General features: G+C 41.8%; 20 protein-coding genes and 1 tRNA gene. 6 read left to right on the forward strand and 15 right to left on the reverse strand.

Annotation, left to right across the window (positions count from 1 at the left end; translation table 11 throughout):
• Positions 1-2: 2 nt before the first annotated feature.
• The 5 genes from L3J70_00660 to L3J70_00680 form a co-directional block, all read right to left on the reverse strand.
• Positions 3-1,211, reverse strand: coding sequence for a DUF3570 domain-containing protein (locus tag L3J70_00660; protein ID MCF6234884.1), 1,209 nt, complete (start codon positions 1,209-1,211; stop codon positions 3-5).
• Positions 1,212-1,232: 21 nt separating this feature from the next.
• Positions 1,233-1,433 (reverse strand): DUF4266 domain-containing protein, encoded by a 201-nt coding sequence (locus tag L3J70_00665; protein MCF6234885.1) that lies wholly within the window; start codon positions 1,431-1,433, stop codon positions 1,233-1,235.
• Between the two features lie 32 nt (positions 1,434-1,465).
• Positions 1,466-1,960, reverse strand: coding sequence for a TlpA family protein disulfide reductase (locus L3J70_00670; GenBank protein ID MCF6234886.1), 495 nt, complete (start codon positions 1,958-1,960; stop codon positions 1,466-1,468).
• 120 nt (positions 1,961-2,080) lie between these two features.
• Positions 2,081-3,043 carry a DUF58 domain-containing protein gene (locus tag L3J70_00675; GenBank protein ID MCF6234887.1) on the reverse strand — a complete coding sequence of 321 codons (963 nt, stop codon included), beginning with the start codon at positions 3,041-3,043 and terminating at the stop codon, positions 2,081-2,083.
• Positions 3,037-3,513, reverse strand: coding sequence for a metallophosphatase family protein (locus L3J70_00680; protein ID MCF6234888.1), 477 nt, complete (start codon positions 3,511-3,513; stop codon positions 3,037-3,039). The genes L3J70_00675 and L3J70_00680 overlap by 7 nt, the downstream gene beginning before the upstream one ends.
• 190 nt (positions 3,514-3,703) lie before the next feature.
• Here L3J70_00680 and hemN point away from each other — a divergent pair, with 190 nt between their 5' ends.
• From hemN to L3J70_00695, 3 genes are all read left to right on the forward strand, one after another.
• Positions 3,704-5,092: an oxygen-independent coproporphyrinogen III oxidase gene (hemN, locus tag L3J70_00685; protein ID MCF6234889.1), complete on the forward strand. Its 1,389-nt coding sequence runs from the start codon at positions 3,704-3,706 to the stop codon at positions 5,090-5,092.
• Between the two features lie 83 nt (positions 5,093-5,175).
• Positions 5,176-5,265: transfer RNA gene (locus L3J70_00690), tRNA-Ser, on the forward strand.
• Positions 5,266-5,305: 40 nt separating this feature from the next.
• Positions 5,306-6,472, forward strand: coding sequence for a nucleotide sugar dehydrogenase (locus tag L3J70_00695; GenBank protein MCF6234890.1), 1,167 nt, complete (start codon positions 5,306-5,308; stop codon positions 6,470-6,472).
• A 62-nt stretch (positions 6,473-6,534) separates the two neighbouring features.
• Here the strand turns inward: L3J70_00695 and L3J70_00700 are convergent, their stop codons facing one another.
• The 3 genes from L3J70_00700 to purM are packed head-to-tail and all read right to left on the reverse strand — an operon-like array spanning position 6,535 to position 9,662.
• Positions 6,535-7,893 (reverse strand): YihY family inner membrane protein, encoded by a 1,359-nt coding sequence (locus L3J70_00700; protein MCF6234891.1) that lies wholly within the window; start codon positions 7,891-7,893, stop codon positions 6,535-6,537.
• Positions 7,886-8,551, reverse strand: coding sequence for a phosphoribosylglycinamide formyltransferase (purN, locus tag L3J70_00705; protein ID MCF6234892.1), 666 nt, complete (start codon positions 8,549-8,551; stop codon positions 7,886-7,888). Before purN ends, L3J70_00700 begins: the two co-directional genes overlap by 8 nt.
• A 40-nt stretch (positions 8,552-8,591) precedes the next feature.
• A complete protein-coding gene (purM, locus tag L3J70_00710) occupies positions 8,592-9,662 on the reverse strand; it encodes a phosphoribosylformylglycinamidine cyclo-ligase (GenBank protein MCF6234893.1) in 1,071 nt (356 codons plus the stop codon).
• Between the two features lie 239 nt (positions 9,663-9,901).
• Here purM and L3J70_00715 point away from each other — a divergent pair, with 239 nt between their 5' ends.
• The 3 genes from L3J70_00715 to wrbA are packed head-to-tail and all read left to right on the forward strand — an operon-like array spanning position 9,902 to position 11,803.
• The gene (locus L3J70_00715; protein ID MCF6234894.1) at positions 9,902-10,468 is read left to right on the forward strand and encodes a CDP-alcohol phosphatidyltransferase family protein; all 567 of its coding nucleotides are present in this window, start codon (positions 9,902-9,904) and stop codon (positions 10,466-10,468) included.
• Positions 10,465-11,205, forward strand: coding sequence for a DnaA regulatory inactivator Hda (gene hda, locus L3J70_00720; GenBank protein MCF6234895.1), 741 nt, complete (start codon positions 10,465-10,467; stop codon positions 11,203-11,205). Before L3J70_00715 ends, hda begins: the two co-directional genes overlap by 4 nt.
• Before the next feature lie 4 nt (positions 11,206-11,209).
• Complete coding sequence (gene wrbA, locus L3J70_00725; protein ID MCF6234896.1) at positions 11,210-11,803, forward strand: NAD(P)H:quinone oxidoreductase; 594 nt, start codon at positions 11,210-11,212, stop codon at positions 11,801-11,803.
• Here the strand turns inward: wrbA and L3J70_00730 are convergent.
• The 7 genes from L3J70_00730 to hslU form a co-directional block, all read right to left on the reverse strand.
• Positions 11,796-14,147 (reverse strand): LysM peptidoglycan-binding domain-containing protein, encoded by a 2,352-nt coding sequence (locus L3J70_00730; protein MCF6234897.1) that lies wholly within the window; start codon positions 14,145-14,147, stop codon positions 11,796-11,798. The genes wrbA and L3J70_00730 overlap by 8 nt on opposite strands.
• Positions 14,148-14,361: 214 nt before the next feature.
• Complete coding sequence (locus tag L3J70_00735) at positions 14,362-14,673, reverse strand: DUF3301 domain-containing protein (protein MCF6234898.1); 312 nt, start codon at positions 14,671-14,673, stop codon at positions 14,362-14,364.
• A gap of 15 nt (positions 14,674-14,688) precedes the next feature.
• Positions 14,689-16,341 carry a ubiquinone biosynthesis regulatory protein kinase UbiB gene (gene ubiB, locus L3J70_00740; GenBank protein MCF6234899.1) on the reverse strand — a complete coding sequence of 551 codons (1,653 nt, stop codon included), beginning with the start codon at positions 16,339-16,341 and terminating at the stop codon, positions 14,689-14,691.
• Positions 16,341-16,955 (reverse strand): SCP2 sterol-binding domain-containing protein, encoded by a 615-nt coding sequence (locus L3J70_00745; protein MCF6234900.1) that lies wholly within the window; start codon positions 16,953-16,955, stop codon positions 16,341-16,343. The genes ubiB and L3J70_00745 overlap by 1 nt, the downstream gene beginning before the upstream one ends.
• A complete protein-coding gene (locus L3J70_00750) occupies positions 16,952-17,458 on the reverse strand; it encodes an RDD family protein (protein MCF6234901.1) in 507 nt (168 codons plus the stop codon). Before L3J70_00750 ends, L3J70_00745 begins: the two co-directional genes overlap by 4 nt.
• Positions 17,455-18,225: a bifunctional demethylmenaquinone methyltransferase/2-methoxy-6-polyprenyl-1,4-benzoquinol methylase UbiE gene (gene ubiE / locus L3J70_00755; GenBank protein MCF6234902.1), complete on the reverse strand. Its 771-nt coding sequence runs from the start codon at positions 18,223-18,225 to the stop codon at positions 17,455-17,457. The genes L3J70_00750 and ubiE overlap by 4 nt, the downstream gene beginning before the upstream one ends.
• On the reverse strand, positions 18,225-19,547 hold the full coding sequence (hslU, locus tag L3J70_00760; protein MCF6234903.1) for an ATP-dependent protease ATPase subunit HslU: 1,323 nt from the start codon (positions 19,545-19,547) through the stop codon (positions 18,225-18,227). Before hslU ends, ubiE begins: the two co-directional genes overlap by 1 nt.
• Positions 19,548-19,553: the final 6 nt, after the last annotated feature.

The raw sequence follows: 19,553 nt of genomic DNA on the forward strand, positions 1-19,553 counted from the left end.
CTCTAATTAAATTCTTTCTTGTAACTGGCCTGAAAAATTACCGCCTTGTTAGTATTAAATTCCGCCTCAGCAAATGATTGATAGAGATATTCCAGACGGAATCTCAGAGTGCCTCCCCAGGCTGGCATGCCAAATTTAGTTCCCAGAGTTACGCTGTTGATTTCATCTAGGCGATAGTCGGCGCTCGCATATTCTGGTAACGGTTGATTATTATCCAGGCTGCTCTGGAATATGTCAGCAGCCGTCTGAGTATAGAGGCGTATATGAGGCTCCAGATAGTAATTTTTGGTGAATTTTATACGATGCTTATAGTCAAAAGTATGAGAGGTAATATCCCAATCATCCAGGTAAAAACGATAGGATAAGTGGATAGTGTTTTTATTTTTCAGTTGATGCACCAAGGCGCTGTACAGCGTCTGTTGCAGACGGTTTTCAGGTCGACTTTCGTAATAACGTTTCTCTTCAACACCACCACTATCTGTCATACTGATTAATTTATAAGGGTCCGTCATATAGCCTTCTGTGGAACTGATGGTGTAGTTTAGTTGTGTTACGGTGCGACGATTGGTGATTGAAGAGATGCCCAGCAGTGCCTCATAACTACGTTTATTTCCCTTTCCAAAAAATTCTGGGTTGCCCGAATTTTCCTGGACATCACCCATCGGTTTGGGGGTTTGCCCTGAACGCTGGGAAATGGTGTCATAGGCGCCTGCAATACCGGCGCTGAAGGTGAGGTTGCGGTTAGATGTTTCTTTATCAAATATGAGGCTACCACCGTAAGATTCATAGTCACTCTCAAGAGACACGCTGGCACCGTAGTTCATTTTGAATGTTCTGCTGTGGCGATGCACCCAGCCTACGTCAATGCCTACACGAGTATCATTAAACTCAACCAGATCAGGTGTGCCGGCGGCTGTTTTGAAACCACTGCCTCCAGAAGAGGGGGTGGTGACCGACACGGTGCTCACTGATTTAACAGCTCCCGTGGGCGTGGCTCCGGTCACAGTATCGTAAACAGCTTCCAGCGATATTACGTCATTATCTCCCAGAGGTGTTTTGGTTTTGGTGATGATTTTATTAACGGTGACTCGATCATCAGCTTCACTATAAAAAAGATAAGATGTATCTATTTCAGTAGCATTTGCCTGTTGCGCACCTTGGGATAATACCGTACAAGCGGCGATGGCCAGTTTATTACGAATTGATTTCATGATTATTTTTAACAGTCCTTGTTAATTACACCCACAGCCACCACCGCCGATACCTCTGCCGCCAGTAGAAGCCTCTTTGCTGAAATAAATATGATCATCAACATAACTCTCAATAGGGTCGGCATCCAGCTGCATGGCTTCTTCAGTCAGCACTCCTTTTTGCCATGGTTTTACAGATTCAGTTTGAAACGCCGCACAGGCTTGCAATGTTGTCAGCAGCATGCCTGCCAAAGTAATTCTAAATATATTCATCATTATTCTGCCACCAATTTTTCAATGGTGGCCTCAATTTCTCTCTGGTACTTTTTAGGTGAACCCTGATAGGTTTTTATGATAAAACCTTTTTTGTCAATCAGGTACGAGGTGGGCATTACTTTGACTCCATAAGCTTCGGCAGATTTCCCTTCCCGATCAAACCCAATGGTAAAATTAGCTGAGTATGTCTCTAGGAATGCAATCGCATCTCTAGGAGACTCATCAAGGGCAATGGCAATAACCTCCAGCCCTTTATCTTTGTAACGAGCTTGAAGTGTATTCATCCAGGGAAATGACTTGCGACACGGTATACACCATGATGCCCAGAAATCGAGATAGACAACTTTGCCATGAAAATTGGCTAAATCTACAGTCCCTTCGGTTCCAGGCATCTGAAAGCGAAGAGCCTTGTTAGCTGAAGATACAGTGGATGAATAAAAAAAGAGAGACAACAGAATTGATATTACAATGGTGGTCGCCGTTTTTTTAAGCATGATCACATTCCTTGGTGCATAGTTTAATTACCCTGATTATATCAGGGTAAACCTTGCTTAGTGTGATATACGTCTGAAATATTTAACCTGAATAAATTTGTTGGGAATTATGGGTTAAATTCAGGCATTAAGTTTTCGACGCAAAGTTTCAAAAACATCTTCGTGAGTTGAAAGCTCAATTAAACGCGCACGATGTTTTCGAAAAATACGCTTAACAGAGTCATGTTTATCTTGAAAGTAAGTACGATATTTCTCTTGAAGGTTTTTATTGCTGGTATCAAACACAGATATATTTTGGCCATTGCTGATACTGTAACAATTGGGCGGAGGGGGGCTCATTTCCAGTGGGTCACGTATTAATATGCCAACAATATCATTATGCCGAGACAGGTCGCTGAAATGACGTTCAGCATCTTCATTGAGATGATAAAAATCACTCAAAATAAAGATCAAACTGCCAGGGTGGGTAATTTTTCTTAACCGGTTGAGTGCTTTGGTTAAGTTTTGTGTTTGTATAGCTGATGAGTCGTTGTCTGTGGTTGAGTCTAGTTTTTCCAGCGTTTTCAGTAAACATAATACGCCATGCTGTCGAGCTTTTGGAGGCAACTCAATGTGTTGCTCATCTGTAAAAATAACACCTCCAACACGATCACCATGATCTGCGGCTGCCCATGCTAATAAAGCGGTAGCCTGTGCTGCAATCACTGACTTAAATGATCCGCGTGTTGCAAAGTGCATGGAGGCACTGAGGTCTGTAACAAAAAAAACGGGGCGTTCACGCTCTTCTTTGAATATTTTGGTGTGTGGCTTACCTGTGCGAGCAGTCACACGCCAGTCCATGCTGCGAATATCATCCCCTGGCTGATAAATACGTGTTTCATCGAAATCCATGCCACGCCCTTTAAATGAAGAAGCGTAGTTTCCTGATAATGAACTACTGACTTTTCGACGAGTACCAAGCGATAAAAACCGTGCTTGATGGCTTAGTTTAATCAATGGTTTAAGAGAGATTTTTACACTGTTTTCTCTATTTATTTTAATCCTTTTCTGGTTGTCCGTTTTCTTGAACAGTCTATTTAACATGGCAGCAACTCGAGAATTTGAGCTTTTAAACCTGTGGGTGTGATCTCAATATGCCCGACTGAAACGGGTAGGTCAAAGCGCCGAGGGCCACAGCTTCCAGGGTTGATGTAAAGCACAGTATCTTTATATTCAATCTGTGGTGTATGAGTATGCCCGCTGATCACAACATCAAAACCGGCCGCGGCAGGGTCAACATCAATTTCTCTTAGAATATGAATGGCATAAAAATAAAAATTCTCATATTGAATGACATCAACTTCAGGAGCATGTTGATGTGACCAAGAGCAGCAGTCCGTATTTCCACGTACATACATCATGGGCGCCACTTCTGAGAATTGCTGAATAATATTTTCTCCACCAATATCTCCAGCATGAATAATCAGCTCAGCCCCTTGCATGGCCGAAATGGCTTCAGGCCTAACGAGGCCATGGGTATCAGATATAACACCGATAAATTTATTTTTTTTCATGACCCTATGTTGTTTTTAGCTGAGATTTAAATTTTAAGTGTAACAAAAATCAGGCTGGGGAGTGAGTAGCTTACGAAGTATATATATACGGTGATTGAGTGAATTGTGTTTGATCTCTGGACAGGTGAATATTCATTTTGCTGTGGTATAGTTCTGTTTTTTTAGCTAGTTTTAAGCAGGGCGTATAACAATGGACCAATCACTTGTTTTTGATTTGGAATTGATTCGTCGTTACGACAAATCGGGGCCGCGTTACACTTCATATCCAACAGCAATCGAATTTCATAAAAGGTTTGGTGAGTCTGAGTACCTTGCTTGTATTGAAAAAACAAATAATGAAACGACACTCCGTCCTTTATCACTCTACTTTCATATTCCATTTTGCGACACGATCTGTTTTTTTTGTGGTTGTAATAAAATAGCCACGAAAGATCGTTCCAAAGCAGCTCCATACCTGGAGTACCTGCATAAAGAGATTGCTATGCAAGGGAAACTGTTTGATCGTTCACGCCGAGTTACCCAGCTACACTGGGGCGGTGGTACACCGACTTTTATCAGTCATGATGAAATGCGTGAGTTAATGCGCGTGACGGGGGAGCACTTTAATCTATGTGATGATGACAGTGGGGAGTACTCTATTGAAATTGATCCTAGAGAAGTTCGGCACGATACCATGGCTTTGTTGCGTGAAATCGGCTTTAACCGGATGAGTCTGGGGGTGCAGGATTTTGTTCCTCAGGTACAAAAAGCAGTGAATCGTATTCAGCCGACCAGTCAAACGTTAAGCACCTTGAAAGAAGCACGTCGTCTAGGTTATAAATCGATCAGTTTTGATTTGATATATGGCCTTCCTTTTCAATCAGTTAAAAGCTTTTCTTCAACGATTGATCAAGCAATTGATCTGAACCCCGACAGAATGTCGGTATTTAATTATGCTCACATGCCTGAACTTTTCAAACCTCAGCGTCGTATCAATGAAGCTGACCTGCCATCCGCTGCTGAAAAACTGGATATATTGCAGATGGTTAATGAGCGCCTGACAGCGGCAGGGTATGTTTATATTGGTATGGATCACTTTGCCAAGCCGGATGATGAGTTAGCCATTGCGCAACGCGAAGGTACGCTTTATAGAAATTTCCAAGGTTACTCAACACATGCCGATTGTGATCTTATTGGTTTAGGTGTGACTTCTATTGGTATGGTTGGAAATACTTACAGCCAAAATGAAAAAGATATCGAAAGCTATTATCAAAAAATTGATGCGAACCAACTACCCATATTTCGCGGCATGGAGCTCTCTGATGATGACCAGTTACGTCGTGATGTCATTACTCAATTAATTTGTTTGTTCAGCTTGAATATAACTGCGCTCGAAAAACAGTATTCAATCCAGTTTAAAGAGTACTTTTCAATTGAACAAAATGAACTTGCTCAATTAGAAAAAGACGGTTTAATTCAATATGATGAACAAGAAATCACAGTGCTTCCAGCCGGACGTTTTCTTATTCGCAATATCTGTATGACATTTGATAAATATATGCGTAATAAAAAAGATGTACGCTTTTCTAAAGTGATCTAAGCACAACTATTTAGTTCAGGCAGTTTAGAGCATAAAAAGGGATTGCAAGCGATCGGGTTCTGGTTTAATCTTGCGCCCTTGCTGGAGAAGTGTCCGAGTGGCTTAAGGAGCACGCTTGGAAAGCGTGTGTACGTTAATCCGTACCGAGGGTTCGAATCCCTCCTTCTCCGCCATTTTGTGACAGTGACTTAACTTATTAAATTTTATTAATTTATGAAAATTACCGTAGTGGGAACAGGTTATGTCGGGCTTTCAAATGCAATGTTGTTGGCGCAACATAACGAGGTGGTCGCTCTAGATATAATAAAAGAGAAAATTGAAGATTTAAAAGCTGGAAAATCACCCATTGCTGATACAGAAGTCGAAGAATTTCTCAGAAATAAAAACCTCAATTTTAAGGCAACTTTAGATAAACACGAAGCCTACCAATCAGCTGACTTTGTTATTATTGCCACGCCAACAGATTATGACTCGAAAAAAAATAACTTTAATACTCGCTCAGTAGAGGCTGTAATTAAAGATGTGATGGCAATTAATCCCGATGCTGTAATGATTATTAAATCAACGGTTCCAGTGGGTTATACAAAAAATATCAAGCAAAAACTCAACTGTAAAAATATTATATTCTCACCTGAATTTCTTCGTGAAGGTAAAGCGCTTCACGATAACCTCTATCCTTCACGTATCATCGTAGGTGAACGTTCAGAGCGTGCCAAAGTATTTGCTAATTTGCTGCTCGAAGGTGCACATAAAAAAAATATTGAAGTACTGTTTACAGATTCAACGGAAGCAGAGGCCATCAAGCTTTTTTCTAATACCTACCTGGCGATGCGTGTTGCCTATTTTAATGAACTGGATAGCTATGCACAGATCCATAACCTGGATACACGTCAGATTATAGAGGGCGTTGGCCTTGATCCGCGTATTGGTAATCATTATAACAACCCTTCGTTTGGTTATGGTGGATATTGTCTGCCTAAAGATACCAAGCAGTTATTAGCGAACTATCAGGATGTGCCAAACAGCTTGATTGAAGCCATCGTGCAAGCCAATAGAACTCGAAAAGATTTTATCTCTGATTCTATTATAAAACTTGCCCCTAAAGTGGTGGGTATTTATAGATTAATTATGAAAAGTGGGTCAGATAACTTTAGATCCTCATCAATTCAAGGGATCATGAAAAGAGTTAAAGCCAAAGGGATTGAGGTCATTATTTATGAGCCAGAGCTGCATGAAAAAGATTTTTTTAATTCTCGTGTCATTCGGAGTCTAAAAGAGTTTAAGGAAATGTCAGATATTATTGTCACAAACCGGGTGGCAGATGATATTAAAGACGTTCAAGATAAAGTATATACGCGTGATTTGTTTGGTGATGATTAAATTGGAACGTTGTTAGGAGGCTCCTCTCGGGCAGCCTCCTAAAAATCATTGCCAAACAACTTTTACATTTTTTTGATTGCTTTTGAACTGGTATTTTTCAAAGCCAAATCTTTAAGTGTATAGTTTTCAAATGTGCTATTTCGGCACGACTCTACTTGTTCTAACAATGCACTGATGGCGGGTTGCTCTGGTAGCCGTTTGGGGCTGAGTAGATGGCCTTCACCGGCACTGCGTACGGCTTTCAATGCATCCAGAACCAATGTGGTATCCAATGGTTGTGAAGGTAGATAAATAGGTTCATCGTCACAGTTTTGTGTGAGTAAACCATTCTCTTCTAAAGCATCCAGCACTTGTGAAATTCGATCCATCGGCATATTCAGCTTTTCAGCAAGGTGTGTCGCCGACCACCCTTGCTGGTTGGCATAATATTTTTTACCAATCAAATACATAATTCTTAATGCAAGCTGTTCTTTCATGCGAGCGCTGAGATGAAGTTTTTGTCGTTCTATTGTCAAAAATGTAGGGTTCTGGCAATAAAAAGCAATGCTTGATCCGACCAATAGAATCAGCCACACAAGGTAGAGCCAGATCATAAAGAGTATCAGAGTTGCAAAAGCAGAGTAGATGGCCGTGTATTGGGTGGAGGAGACGACAAATGTGGCAAATGCCCAATGGGTACTTTGCCATAGAATACCCGCTACGAATGCACCAATGAGAGCGGGTTTAATTTTTACTTTGGTGTTTGGAATAAAACTGTAAACAAAGGTGAATGCCAGAATAATGAGCAGGTAGGGGACTAGCCTAGTACTGATTCTAATTAAATCACCCAGCGGCTGGATTTCTGCCATTTGTTGTACGACAGAGTGGCTCATCACTGTTGCAGTAATGCCTAGCGCACTAAAAACTAAAACTGGGCCAACGATAACAACGCTGAGATAGGTGCTGAAGCGTTGCGAGAAGGGGCGGTTTTTTTGAACGTGCCATGTGTAGTTGAATGCACTTTCAATTTTTTGCATCAATGCGACAACGGTATAAAAAAGCAAACCTAAACCGACGGCACCCATCACACCCACTTTTATATTATCAACAAATTCGATAATTTTATCTGTAATCTCAAGGCCTTTATCACCCAGTGGGGCGAGTAAATTGAGCAACGCAGGTTCGATTTGATTGTGAACACCAAAGCCTTTGAGTACAGAAAAGCTGACGGCGAGTAGGGGAACCAGAGAGAGCAGTGTGGTGTAGACCAGGCTCATGGCGCGAAAGTTAAGCTGTCCATCCACAACATCACGGCCTACAGCTAAAACTATGCGCAGGGCATTAAATAAAACTGCTTTCCACTTGGGTAGTTGGGTTAAATCAAGTCGCCAGAGGGTTTTTTGGAAAAACAGGAAAAATTGCTTTATCTTTATCTTAATCATGGTCGGGTGAGTCCGAATATTCAATGGGGTTTTCAAGAATTTTTCCATTCAAAACGGCTTGGCCGTCTTTCATTATGAGCTGTTTTTGTGCGAACCATTTAATTGCTAACGGGTAAATTTTGTGTTCTTTTTCTAAAACGCGTGCGGCCAAGGTTTCTGGAGTATCTTCTTCGTTGACAGGGATACGTGCTTGGATGATTAATGGCCCACCATCCAGCTCATTGGTGACAAAGTGCACACTCGCTCCATGTTCTATAGCGTTTGCCTTCAATGCACGCTGATGGGTGTGAAGGCCGTTGAACTCGGGCAACAATGATGGATGGATATTGAGCACTCTTCCCATGTAATGATTAACAAAGGTTTCAGGTAATATACGCATAAATCCGGCGAGTACCACGAGCCCGGGTTCAAACTGGTCAATCAATCTCTGTAACGCAAGACTGTAACTCTCTCTGTCGGGAAAATTTTTATGGTTAAGGGTATGGGCTGGAATGTTGGCGATACGCGCACGGTCAAGCCCATAAGCTGTTTCATGATTGCTTATGACGGCACGAATTTCAAAAGGCAAGTCATATTTTTGCATTTCGTCAAGAATGGCTTGCAGATTACTGCCACTGCCTGAAATCAACACAACAACGGATAGTTTTTTTTGTTTCATTTTAGAATATACTCAACAACAGCTCTAAACCTTTGAAAAGCTAATAGGTGAGTATCGTGCGCTCTTGGTCAGCTTGTGTCGGGATGATTGTTCCAATAATAGTTGCATGCTCTCCTTGTTGGTTCAAAATTCTTAGAGCATCATCTGCATTTTCCTGGGAAACACAGATGACCATGCCTATTCCACAATTGAAGGTTCGGTGCATTTCGTTGTTAGTCACTTGGCCCTGTTCTTGTAACCAATCAAAAATAGCGGGGCGTTGCCAAGCCTGTGTGTCAATATTGGCGCAGCAATCTTGGGGTAGAACACGGGGTAGATTTTCAAGTAAGCCACCGCCTGTAATATGTGAAATGGTATGAACTTTGATCTGCTCCAGAAGTTTAAGCAGGGGTTTTACATAAATACGGGTGGGTGTCAGCAGTATTTCGCCGAGTGTTGATCCTTCAAAAGGTGTTTCTAACGTTGCGCCGCTGACCTCAATAATTTTACGAATCAAAGAGTAGCCGTTAGAGTGTGGACCAGATGAGGCTAGGCCGATCAGCACATCACCTGGGCGTGTTTTACTGCCATCAATAATTTTTGATTTTTCAACGATACCGACACAAAATCCAGCAGCGTCATAGTCATTTTTTTGATACAAACCCGGCATTTCAGCCGTTTCACCTCCGATGAGGGCCGCACCTGCTTGTTCACAACCTGTGGCAATACCCTTGATGACATCACTGGCAATATCAATATTGAGGTGGCCTGTGGCAAAATAATCAAGGAAAAACAGGGGCTCTGCCCCTTGCACAATAATATCGTTAACGCACATGGCTACAAGATCAATACCAATAGTGTCGTGTTTATTGGTATCAATGGCGAGCTTGAGTTTTGTACCAATACCATCTGTGCCCGAGACAAGAATCGGCTGTTTATAGCGATCGATTGGCAATTCAAATAGGGCACCAAACCCGCCAAGACCATCCATGACACCTGGCCGTTTGGTGCGAGCAGCATGAGGTTTTATTCTTTCAATGAGCTGATTTCCAGCGTCAATATCGACACCTGCATCACGATAGCTTAAAGAGGTATTTTGGGTCGTTTTTGATGGTTTGGAGTTTGAGGTCATAGCGTGTGTCTTGTATTTTTAGTAATAGGATGATGTTATCTGCGCGAAATAGTATCCTGTACACTGTTGCTGCCGCAACTGAAACAAGCAAGGAGGCCAAAAAAATGTTGATTTTTTTTTTGATAATATGCGTATTATGATTACTACTTTCACTTTTTGCGGTAGAGCTGGAAGGGTTGTATAGTGAAAATATACGGGTGTAAGGGCAGTGTGGATCGACTTAATCAGGGGCTCCTTAAGTGACACGAAGCGATATTCCCAACATTATTAGTGTACTTCGTATATGTCTTGTGCCTATTTTGGTCTGGCAGGTTTTAGAGGCACAGTATGCGAATGTTTTAGTGCTGTTTTTTATTGCGGGCTTTTCTGATGGGTTAGATGGTTTTCTGGCAAAGCGTTATGGCTGGGTTTCACGTTTAGGCTCGATTCTTGACCCAATTGCAGATAAATTCCTGTTGGTCTCATCTTTTTTAGCACTGGGGTGGATGGGAGAGATTCCTCTATGGTTGGTGGTTGCTGTGATTGTGCGTGATGTAGTGATTGTGGCAGGTGCGTATGCTTACCACCGTATTATTGGTGAGTATGAATTAAAGCCTAGCTATTTAAGTAAATTGAATACGGTCAGTCAAATTTCTCTTGTATTGGTTGTGGTATCTGCACTGAGTATCGTGGATATTGACTCTCTACTGATTCAATACACTTTTTATTTTGTGATGATCACCACGTTGTTGAGTGGTTTTGACTATATCTATCATTGGGGTATACGTGCCTGGAGGCATCGGTCTGTTTCAGGACGTTTTAAATGAACCAAACAACTCATCGTACGGGAGGGTTATCGCATCCCCAACTTCCATTGGCCGTTACTTTGCAAGATGGAGTTTCATTTGAAAATTATTTGACCGGGTTAAACCTTGAAGCAGTGCAGGCTGTAAAAAATTTATCGAAAATGAAGGGTGAAAGATTCATCTATTTGTGGGGGGGGAGTAGTGTCGGTAAAACACACCTGTTACAAAGCGTTTGCCGAGTGGTGAGCGAACAGAGCGAATCGTGCACTTACCTGACTTTAAAACAAGCAGATGAATTTTCTCCAGAAATACTCGATGGTTTGGAGGCACTTTCTTTGGTGTGTATTGATGACGTGCATCTTATTGCAGGAAAAAAAGAGTGGGAAACTGCACTGTTTCATCTATACAATCGAGTTAGAGCGAATAATACTTTGTTGATTGTCAGTGGTGATGCAAGTCCTGGCAATTTGTTACTTGCACTTCCTGACTTAAGTTCCCGTTTAGCTTGGGGATTGATTTTTCAACTGCACCCTTTGAGTGATGAAGATAAGTTTTTAGCGTTACAGTTACGTTCGCATCGGCGTGGTTTCAATATGCCTGATGAGGTTGGGTACTTTTTACTATCACGCTACTCGCGAGATACTGCTGCATTGTTTTCAATTTTAGATCGCCTGGATCATGCGTCTTTAGTCGCCAAACGTCGTATGACGATTCCATTTGTAAAAATGGTTCTAGAACAAGAAGAAAAGGAAAATTAATTTAATGGCTTATATTTTAGTTCTATATTACAGCCGTCATGGCAATGTTGCTGAAATGGCTCAACGTGTGGCACGTGGAGTGGAAGAGGTGGCTAATATGGAGGCTCGGGTGCGAACAGTGCCTGATGTGTCGGCTGTGTGTGAATCTATTGATGAAGATATTCCAAAAGAGGGAGCGCCTTACGCAACATCGGACGATCTAAAGCATTGTGCAGGTCTGCTGCTAGGCAGTCCGACGCACTTTGGGAATATGGCTGTGCCACTAAAATATTATATTGACAGCAACAGTGACCTCTGGATGGCAAAGGCATTGGTGAATAAACCGGCTGCCGTATTTACTTCAGCCTCCAGTATGCATGGAGGTCATGAAAGTACCTTACTTTCCATGATGTTACCACTGTTTCACCATGGCATGATCATCATGGGTTTACCCTATACTGAAACAGCGCTGCTGAATACAAATAGTGGTGGAACACCTTATGGTGCCAGCCATTTATCTGAATATGGCAAACCACCTGTGCTGACTGACGAAGAGCAAGCACTATGTCGTGCGCTTGGGCGGCGTGTGGCTGAAACTGCACAGAGTATGGCTAAATAGCGTTAGTTTTAGTTTTATTGTAATCATCAGCACCGATATCTAATGAACTGTTTTTATCGTCATCGTCATCCATCTGTATAGAAGACAGATCAATATCTTGTTCTTCTATTTCATTGGTTTGGCCTGCAAAAAGATCTGATTCATCTAGGTCTATTGATGAGCTATGCTCAGCTTTAAATATATCTTCAGATGGGCTTAGATCAGGTGGCAGATCATTATCCTGCAACTCTTCACTCTGAATTATGGATTCATTAGAGGGTACGGACTCTTCAGACAAAATAATTTCATCTGAACTGATTTCTCCAGAAAATAGTGGGTGATCAGGACAGAGTTGTCGCCCCATATCAACAACATCTTTCCATTTGGGATCGTGTTCGCCTATTTTGCTTTGGAAAATTCCTGCTTCTTTAATGAATTTTTCATGATTTTGTGAAACGAGATAAACTTCCAGCAGTTTGAGTTTAATTTCGATACGTTCCGGGTTAAGCTCAATCGCACTCATGAGTGACTCTTCAGCACGAGAGTAACGTTGACAAGCAATGTAAATATCCGCCTCATAAAGAGCTCGGAGGTCAGAATCCAGGGGTACATCTTCACCTGTCTCCATATCAGTGATTGTTTTTGGCTCTTGATACTGCTTTAACTCCTGATCAAAAGTAGGTGCTTGATCAGTTAGAGTTGTATCTTCCAGATACTCATCATTGACCTCTGTATCTTCTTTGTTACTTTTTAAATGGCGATATAAAAAGAAACCCGCGATCCCTAATAATATTGTTCCCAAACTGATCAGAACTAATTTTAGATTACTCATCAGACTACTAAAGAGACCTCCTTCTTGAGTATTTTCATGCTCAATGACATCAACGAGTGGAGTCAGCGGCTCCGTCGAAAAATTTTCATGGCTGACTTCAGGCGCTTCAGCGATCACTTGCTGTGAATGATCTGTAAATGTTTCTAATGTGGGGGGTGCTGTGGAAAGATCCGATTTGAGTTGTGTCGTTTCAGGTGTAATAGCCGTTTCTGTTGCCAAATGAATTTGAACTTCACTTTTTAATTGTGTTAATTCACTCTGATTATCCATCAGTAAATTCTGAATTTCTACAATCTGTTGTTGAACACTATCAATTTTTTTCATTAATAATTCTATAGTTGCACTCTTCACCTGATCTTCGTTCAAATCTTTCTGAGCAGAAATATGCTCAGAATTTTTGTCTAAAGGTGATGTTAATGGTGTGGTTTGAACGTGCTCGGTGTGTTTAATGACAGGTGTTGTTGATCTCTTTTCAGGGGAAGGTGCTTTTGTGATCGTTGTGTTACCAAGTTGATGAATATTCAAACTCAGTATGGCACCTTTTTTCAACTGGCTGATATCGTTGTTAAGAAATGCTTCCGGGTTTTGCTTTAACAACGCGCTCATGATCTTATTCATGTTGTAAGTTGAGTCAGGACGGAGTTTACTGGCGATACTCCAAAGTGTTTCTTTATTTTTGACTTTATAAGTTTTAACCTCACTGGAGGATGATAATGGTAGGGTTTTTAGTGGCTTTTGAGCCACTTTTTTAACCACTGCCTGGGTTGATTTTTGAGTTGTTTGGTCTGAGAGCAACGATGAATCAAAGCGCAGTGTAGATCCTGTTTTCAAAAGATTGATATTATTATTGAGAAAAGCAGAAGGATTTTGCTTGAGTATCTCTTTCATCACCTGATCCATGCTATAGGATTTATTAGGGCGAAATTGAGTGGCGATACTCCATAATGTATCTTTGTTTGTTTTTACTTCATACACTTTAATGGATGTATTCGTTGCAACGGGTTGCTGTTGATTTTCTGTCGGGGCTGGGTTTTTGATGGGTTTTGGTGTTTTAACCTCGGGTTCATTTTGTGCGATAACTGCTTTTTCAGGTTTTGGAGTTTCAGTTACTTTCTCAATAGGTGCCGGCTCTAATGTGATTGTAAATTTTCTCAGTAGGCGTTGCTGCTTCCATTTAACCTCTAAAATCAAATTTACAAGAGGCTCTTGCAGAGACTGCTGTGAACTCATGTCAATGTAAGGTGTACCGTTTGAATTAGTCGAAATTTTGAGATTAATATCATTGAGTGCCGGAGAGTAATCAACTCCAGCACGTTCAAAAATGGATGACTTTGCAATAACAGCTGTAATTTGGGATGGCTCGACACCCTCTGTGGAGAGGAGCTCAATATGTGCATTAAGTGGCTGATTTAGTTTGGACTCTACAGTAAGTGAACCAACCCCTAGAGCGTTAGCAGCTATAGAGTAGCCTGAAAGGGTGATTAAAAATAGAATGCGAGTCAGTTTTTGGCGGTATTTTGTATTCATATTCATCCACTGATATTCACCTGATATTTAATTTTTATTGCTTTAGGTGATTTGTTGTTGTCAAAATTAATACATCTTCCCTGCGAGAAGTTCATGAAATCACTCTCGCTTAAGCCAATGACAATTACTTTTTCATTGACAGAGTTAAATATCGACGATTATCGAAAAATTCTTAATTTTTATGATGATGGCTTATGTCCGAATGAAAAGAACGTGGAGATTAAAAGCGATAGGGCTCTAGTTCAATACTGTGAAGTTTAAACCCCTTGAATATGATCTCTCCTTGATAACGTGCATCACCGATAGTGGCAAATTCAAAATGAAAAACTCTTAATAGAGATATTTGACCATTGGTTAAACGCTTTAATCGGATACGCCGCAACACGATACTGTCATCCAGAAACTGGACTTCCATTTCACCACAATGGCGTTTGGCCAAGCGATATGCGATTTGTTTGATTTCATGGGTACGCCACCAAAGCAGAGCAATGATAGCAAAAATAATAAACCAGAAAAAATGGCTGAAGGTCACAAGTGTCTCCGTATATTATTTCGAACGACGACCATTTAACAAAACTATGATGCCAACACCAGCCAGTAACCAGCTTAGTACGGGCATGGAGCCTAACATAGCGAGTGTGAAACCATTGAGAGCTAACAGTATTGTGGCGGATATGATTAAACTTCCACCGACAATTGCAGAAAAGGTTCGCCGATTGCCTAATTTTATCTCTTGATGAATCTTTTTCAGTTCATCAGATTTCCAGTTAACTTGCAGTTTTCCTTTGTTGATCTGTTCCAATGTGTCGTAGGCGAGCATAGGCAACTTGGGGAACGCTTCCATCCAGCGGGGCGCATTGTTTTTTAGCTCTTTAAAAGCAGCACTGGGTCCAATTTGATCACGCATCCATTTTTCTAAAAATGGCTTTGCAGTTTCCCATAAGTTAAGTTCTGGATTGAGCTGTCGCCCCAACCCTTCAATATTTAATAGTGTTTTCTGCAAGAGAACCAGTTGGGGTTGTATCTGCATATCAAAGCGGCGTGCGGTTTGAAACAGGCGTAACAGCAGGTGCCCAAATGAAATATCTTTTAATGGTTTTTCAAAAATAGGTTCACAGACGCTACGAATTGCGGACTCGAATTCATCAACTCGTGTTTCAGGCGATATCCAGCCTGACTGCACATGCAGCTCGGCAACACGTTGGTAATCACGGTTAAAAAATGCGAGAAAGTTTCCAGCAAGGTAGTGTTGATCCTCAAAACTCAGTGAGCCGACGATACCGAAATCCACCGCAATGTATTGGCCATCATCAGCCACAAAGATATTGCCAGGGTGCATATCTGCATGGAAAAAATTATGACTGAAAACTTGTGTGAAGAAAATTTCGACTCCTCGTGATGAAAGAGCTTTAAGGTTAATGTTTTTCTCTTTAAGTTGCTCAACATCATCCACTGGAATGCCATAAATTCTCTCCATAACCAGAATATTTTTACGAGCGTATGGCCAAAATACTTCAGGAATATAGAGTAGGTCAGATTTTTTGAAATTACGGTGCAGTTGTGATGCGTTCGCGGCTTCGCGCATCAGGTCAAGCTCATCAAAAATAGTTTTTTCATACTCTTGAACAATTTCTACAGGGCGCAGGCGGTGAGCATCTTTCCAGTAGCGTGTCGCCAAGTGAGCCAAAGTATAGAGCAGGTCGATATCGTGACGAATGGTTTTTTCAATACCTGGGCGCAGTACTTTCACAATGACATCTTCACCGCTATGTAAACGTGCGGTATGAACCTGGGAGATGGAGGCGGCGGCTAAGGTGTCAGAGTTGAACTCAGAGAAAATTTCACTGATGGGCTTGCCGTAGGCTTCTTCAATAATTGCTCGGGATTTTTCGCTGGAAAAGGGAGGTACACGATCTTGAAGTTTGGCGAGCTCATCTGCAAGATCATCGGGTAACAGGTCGCGGCGAGTGGAGAGGATTTGGCCAAATTTTACAAAAATTGGGCCTAAATCTTCAAGGGCACGACGAATACGTACCGCATGAGGGGGGTGATCTCGTTTGATCCAGTTCCAAGGAAGTACATACCGTAGGAATCGCAGTGGACGAAACAGGTGGGTGGCGAGTAAAACTTCGTCAAGGCCGTGCTTAATTAATACTCTATTAATTTCAAACAGGCGTAAAAGCTGTTTTGGGTGAGCCATTATTTGTTATTCTGTAAACGATGAATGCGTGCTTCAAGGCGATCTATATCCATGCGTAGCTGATCGACATCACTTAGAAACGTGTTGACTTCAATGGGGTGGGGGAGGTCACGGCTCTCTTCTTGTAAATATTCTGTGGTATTTTGCTTTAATGTGCCGAATGTTTGTTTCGCCCAATCTTGCAATGTTCGAGCCGCACTTCCTGCTTGATGAGCAATCACATCGCCAGTGTAATGTGAGAGCTGCTCTTCCCAGTCAATGTCGATTTCTTGAAGCATTTTCTGGAATTGTTTTCCAAGCTCAGTATCGCCTTGAATTTCAATATTGCTCGAAAAAATAGAAGCACTGCTCGGTTTTTCTAATCCTATTTTTGCCAGTGAAAACAGGCTGCCTTTTATAATGGTATTCGCTGATTCAGGCTCAGTTAGTGTGAGAGTGATTTCTACGTGTTGGTCTGTAAAAGTAAAGTAGAGTGTTTGACTAGCATCGGTCAGTTCAACCGCGATAATTTTATTGTCGAGTTGGGTAAGTTTTTCAGGTGTTAACGGGTCAAGGCTTAAATAGTGATTAAAAGCCTTTTCCAGCAAGTTAATTAATGTGTTTGGTAAGGTCACAATAGTTTATTTTCTAGAGTTTCAAGTGAATCTTCAGTATCTTCACTGCCTTTTACTACCACTGTTTTGGCAATTTTATCATGAAAACATTGATTGCGTTTATCCCAAAACATCCAAAAGAACCCTAAGAATAGCGGAAGTGCTGAAATAAAATAACCAATATAGCGAAGGATGGCTTGAAGTACTGTAATATTTCCCCCTGTTCTTGCGTCAACAACATAACAATCCAGTAACATTTTTCCAGGCGTTGCCATGAATTTGACCCACATAAAAATCACGAAAATAGCAGGCAGAATATTGTTGATAAAAAGCTCAATAAAATAACTGTTGGGGTGCTCATCGAGCGCTTCGGGAGTTGCCTGAATATGGAAATAATCAAGACCAAAAATCGCAGCTAATAGTCCAAAAGTAAAAAGAGCAATAATAATAAGGTCAAGAACTTGAGCAGTTAAACGTCGACCAAAACCAGCGTATTCAATATTTTCATCTTCACTGAAACTCATAGTTTATAACCTCGGTGTATCGCAACAATGCCGGCACTCATATTGATATAATCACAGCGTTCAAAGTCGGCTTCTTGCATCATTGTTTTTAATGTTTCCTGATCGGGGTGCATACGGATTGATTCAGCCAGGTAGCGATAACTCTCCGCATCATTAGCGATTAACTTGCCCAGAGTGGGGAGTATCTTGAAAGAGTAAAAATCATAAAATGACTTCAATGGGGGCACAGTTACTTCAGAAAACTCTAGTACCACCAGGCGACCACCAGGCTTTAGTACGCGATACATTTCAGCGAGTGCCACTGATTTATTAGTGACATTACGCAGGCCAAAAGCAATCGTGATACAGTTAAAATGATTGTTTGGAAAAGGCAAGAATTCAGCATTAGCTTGTGCGTAATTAACGTTGCCAATAATACCGAGGTCGATTAATCGACGACGGCCATTGGCGAGCATATTACGATTAATATCACTGGAGACCACCTGCCCGGTCGAACCGACCTGTTTGGCTTGTTGTTTGGTGAGATCGCCCGTTCCGGCGGCTAGATCTAATACTCGATGGCCACGGCGCAGACCACAATACTCAATCGCTACACGCTTCCAGATTCGGTGAACACCTAATGACATTAGATCATTCATAACATCATATTGATCAGCAACAGAATCAAATACGCCTGCGACTTTACGTACCTTATCGTTTGTTGCTACTTGCTCAAACCCAAAGTGCGTGGTGGATTCTTGCTTTGTATTGGACTGCTGCTGGCTCATTATAAAATATAGCGCCCTAAATCTTCATCTTTAACAAGTTCGCCCAAGCGATCGTCTACATATTTTGCATCAATGCGGACATTTTCGCCTTGCCGGTCAGATGCTTCAAAAGAGAGATCTTCCAGAAGACGTTCCATGACAGTATGCAAACGACGTGCGCCAATATTTTCGGTGCGCTCATTCACTTCCCAGGCCACTTCAGCCAGTTTGTCGACGCCATCTTCGGTAATATCCAGCGTCACACCTTCGGTGGCGAGCAGAGCCTTATATTGCGTGACTAATGAGGCATCTGGTTCGGTCAGGATTCGGGTGAAATCTTTTGCGTTCAGAGCTTGCAACTCCACTCGAATAGGCAGGCGGCCTTGCAGCTCTGGGATTAAATCAGAGGGTTTAGATAGGTGGAATGCGCCTGAGGAGATAAACAGAATATGGTCGGTTTTGATCATGCCAAATTTGGTGGTGACGGTACAGCCTTCGACCAATGGTAACAGGTCACGTTGCACACCTTCACGAGAAACATCGCCGCTGCTGCGTTCGCTGCTTTTGCAAATTTTGTCGATTTCATCAAGAAATACAATGCCATTTTGTTCGGCGCTTTGTACGGCTCTTGTTTTGATCTCGTCATCATTCATCATTTTTGAAGCTTCATCATCAACGAGTACTTTATAAGCATCCTTGATAGGCAGGCGGCGTGATTTTGTTTTTGAGCTGGACATATTTTGAAACATGCTTTGCAACTGATTAGTCATATCTTCCATGCCAGGGGGTGCCATGATTTCAACGCCCATCGCAGGCATGTTGATTTCAATGTCAATATCACGGTCATCAAGCTTGCCTTCACGCAACATTTTACGAAAACGCTGGCGTGTTGAGGACTCATCGTCTGTACTCTCTTCACCGCGTGCCGGTGGCAATAAAATATCGAGAATGCGCTCTTCCGCAGCATCTTCCGCCCGACGTTTGACCTTACGCATTTCGGTTTCGCGTGTCTGCTTTATCGCGATATCAACCAGATCGCGGATGATTGATTCAACATCACGTCCGACATAACCGACTTCCGTAAATTTGCTGGCTTCTACTTTAATAAAAGGCGCATCGGCAATATTGGCAACACGGCGGGCAATTTCAGTTTTACCAACACCAGTTGGGCCAATCATCAGAATATTCTTGGGTGTGATCTCATTACGAAGTGCTTCATCGACTTGTGAACGTCTCCAGCGATTACGCAATGCGATCGCGACAGCGCGCTTGGCATCGGCTTGGCCGATGATGTGTTTGTCCAATTCCTGGACGATCTCTCTTGGGGTCATACTTTGATTGATGTTAGA

The sequence above is a fragment of the Gammaproteobacteria bacterium genome, from assembly GCA_021648145.1.
GTDB lineage: Bacteria > Pseudomonadota > Gammaproteobacteria > JAADGQ01 > JAADGQ01 > S141-38.

Bases quoted from the DNA above. Each gene is read 5' to 3' on its own strand.
- purN (MCF6234892.1), bottom strand. From the start codon at position 8,551: ATGAAACAAAAAAAACTATCCGTTGTTGTGTTGATTTCAGGCAGTGGC.
- L3J70_00695 (MCF6234890.1), top strand. From the start codon at position 5,306: ATGAAAATTACCGTAGTGGGAACAGGTTATGTCGGGCTTTCAAATGCA.
- L3J70_00680 (MCF6234888.1), bottom strand. From the start codon at position 3,513: ATGAAAAAAAATAAATTTATCGGTGTTATATCTGATACCCATGGCCTC.
- hda (MCF6234895.1), top strand. From the start codon at position 10,465: ATGAACCAAACAACTCATCGTACGGGAGGGTTATCGCATCCCCAACTT.
- L3J70_00670 (MCF6234886.1), bottom strand. From the start codon at position 1,960: ATGCTTAAAAAAACGGCGACCACCATTGTAATATCAATTCTGTTGTCT.
- wrbA (MCF6234896.1), top strand. From the start codon at position 11,210: ATGGCTTATATTTTAGTTCTATATTACAGCCGTCATGGCAATGTTGCT.
- L3J70_00700 (MCF6234891.1), bottom strand. From the start codon at position 7,893: ATGATTAAGATAAAGATAAAGCAATTTTTCCTGTTTTTCCAAAAAACC.
- L3J70_00750 (MCF6234901.1), bottom strand. From the start codon at position 17,458: ATGAGTTTCAGTGAAGATGAAAATATTGAATACGCTGGTTTTGGTCGA.
- L3J70_00660 (MCF6234884.1), bottom strand. From the start codon at position 1,211: ATGAAATCAATTCGTAATAAACTGGCCATCGCCGCTTGTACGGTATTA.
- ubiE (MCF6234902.1), bottom strand. From the start codon at position 18,225: ATGAGCCAGCAGCAGTCCAATACAAAGCAAGAATCCACCACGCACTTT.
- purM (MCF6234893.1), bottom strand. From the start codon at position 9,662: ATGACCTCAAACTCCAAACCATCAAAAACGACCCAAAATACCTCTTTA.
- L3J70_00730 (MCF6234897.1), bottom strand. From the start codon at position 14,147: ATGAATATGAATACAAAATACCGCCAAAAACTGACTCGCATTCTATTT.
- L3J70_00675 (MCF6234887.1), bottom strand. From the start codon at position 3,043: ATGTTAAATAGACTGTTCAAGAAAACGGACAACCAGAAAAGGATTAAA.
- ubiB (MCF6234899.1), bottom strand. From the start codon at position 16,341: ATGGCTCACCCAAAACAGCTTTTACGCCTGTTTGAAATTAATAGAGTA.
- L3J70_00665 (MCF6234885.1), bottom strand. From the start codon at position 1,433: ATGCTGCTGACAACATTGCAAGCCTGTGCGGCGTTTCAAACTGAATCT.
- hemN (MCF6234889.1), top strand. From the start codon at position 3,704: ATGGACCAATCACTTGTTTTTGATTTGGAATTGATTCGTCGTTACGAC.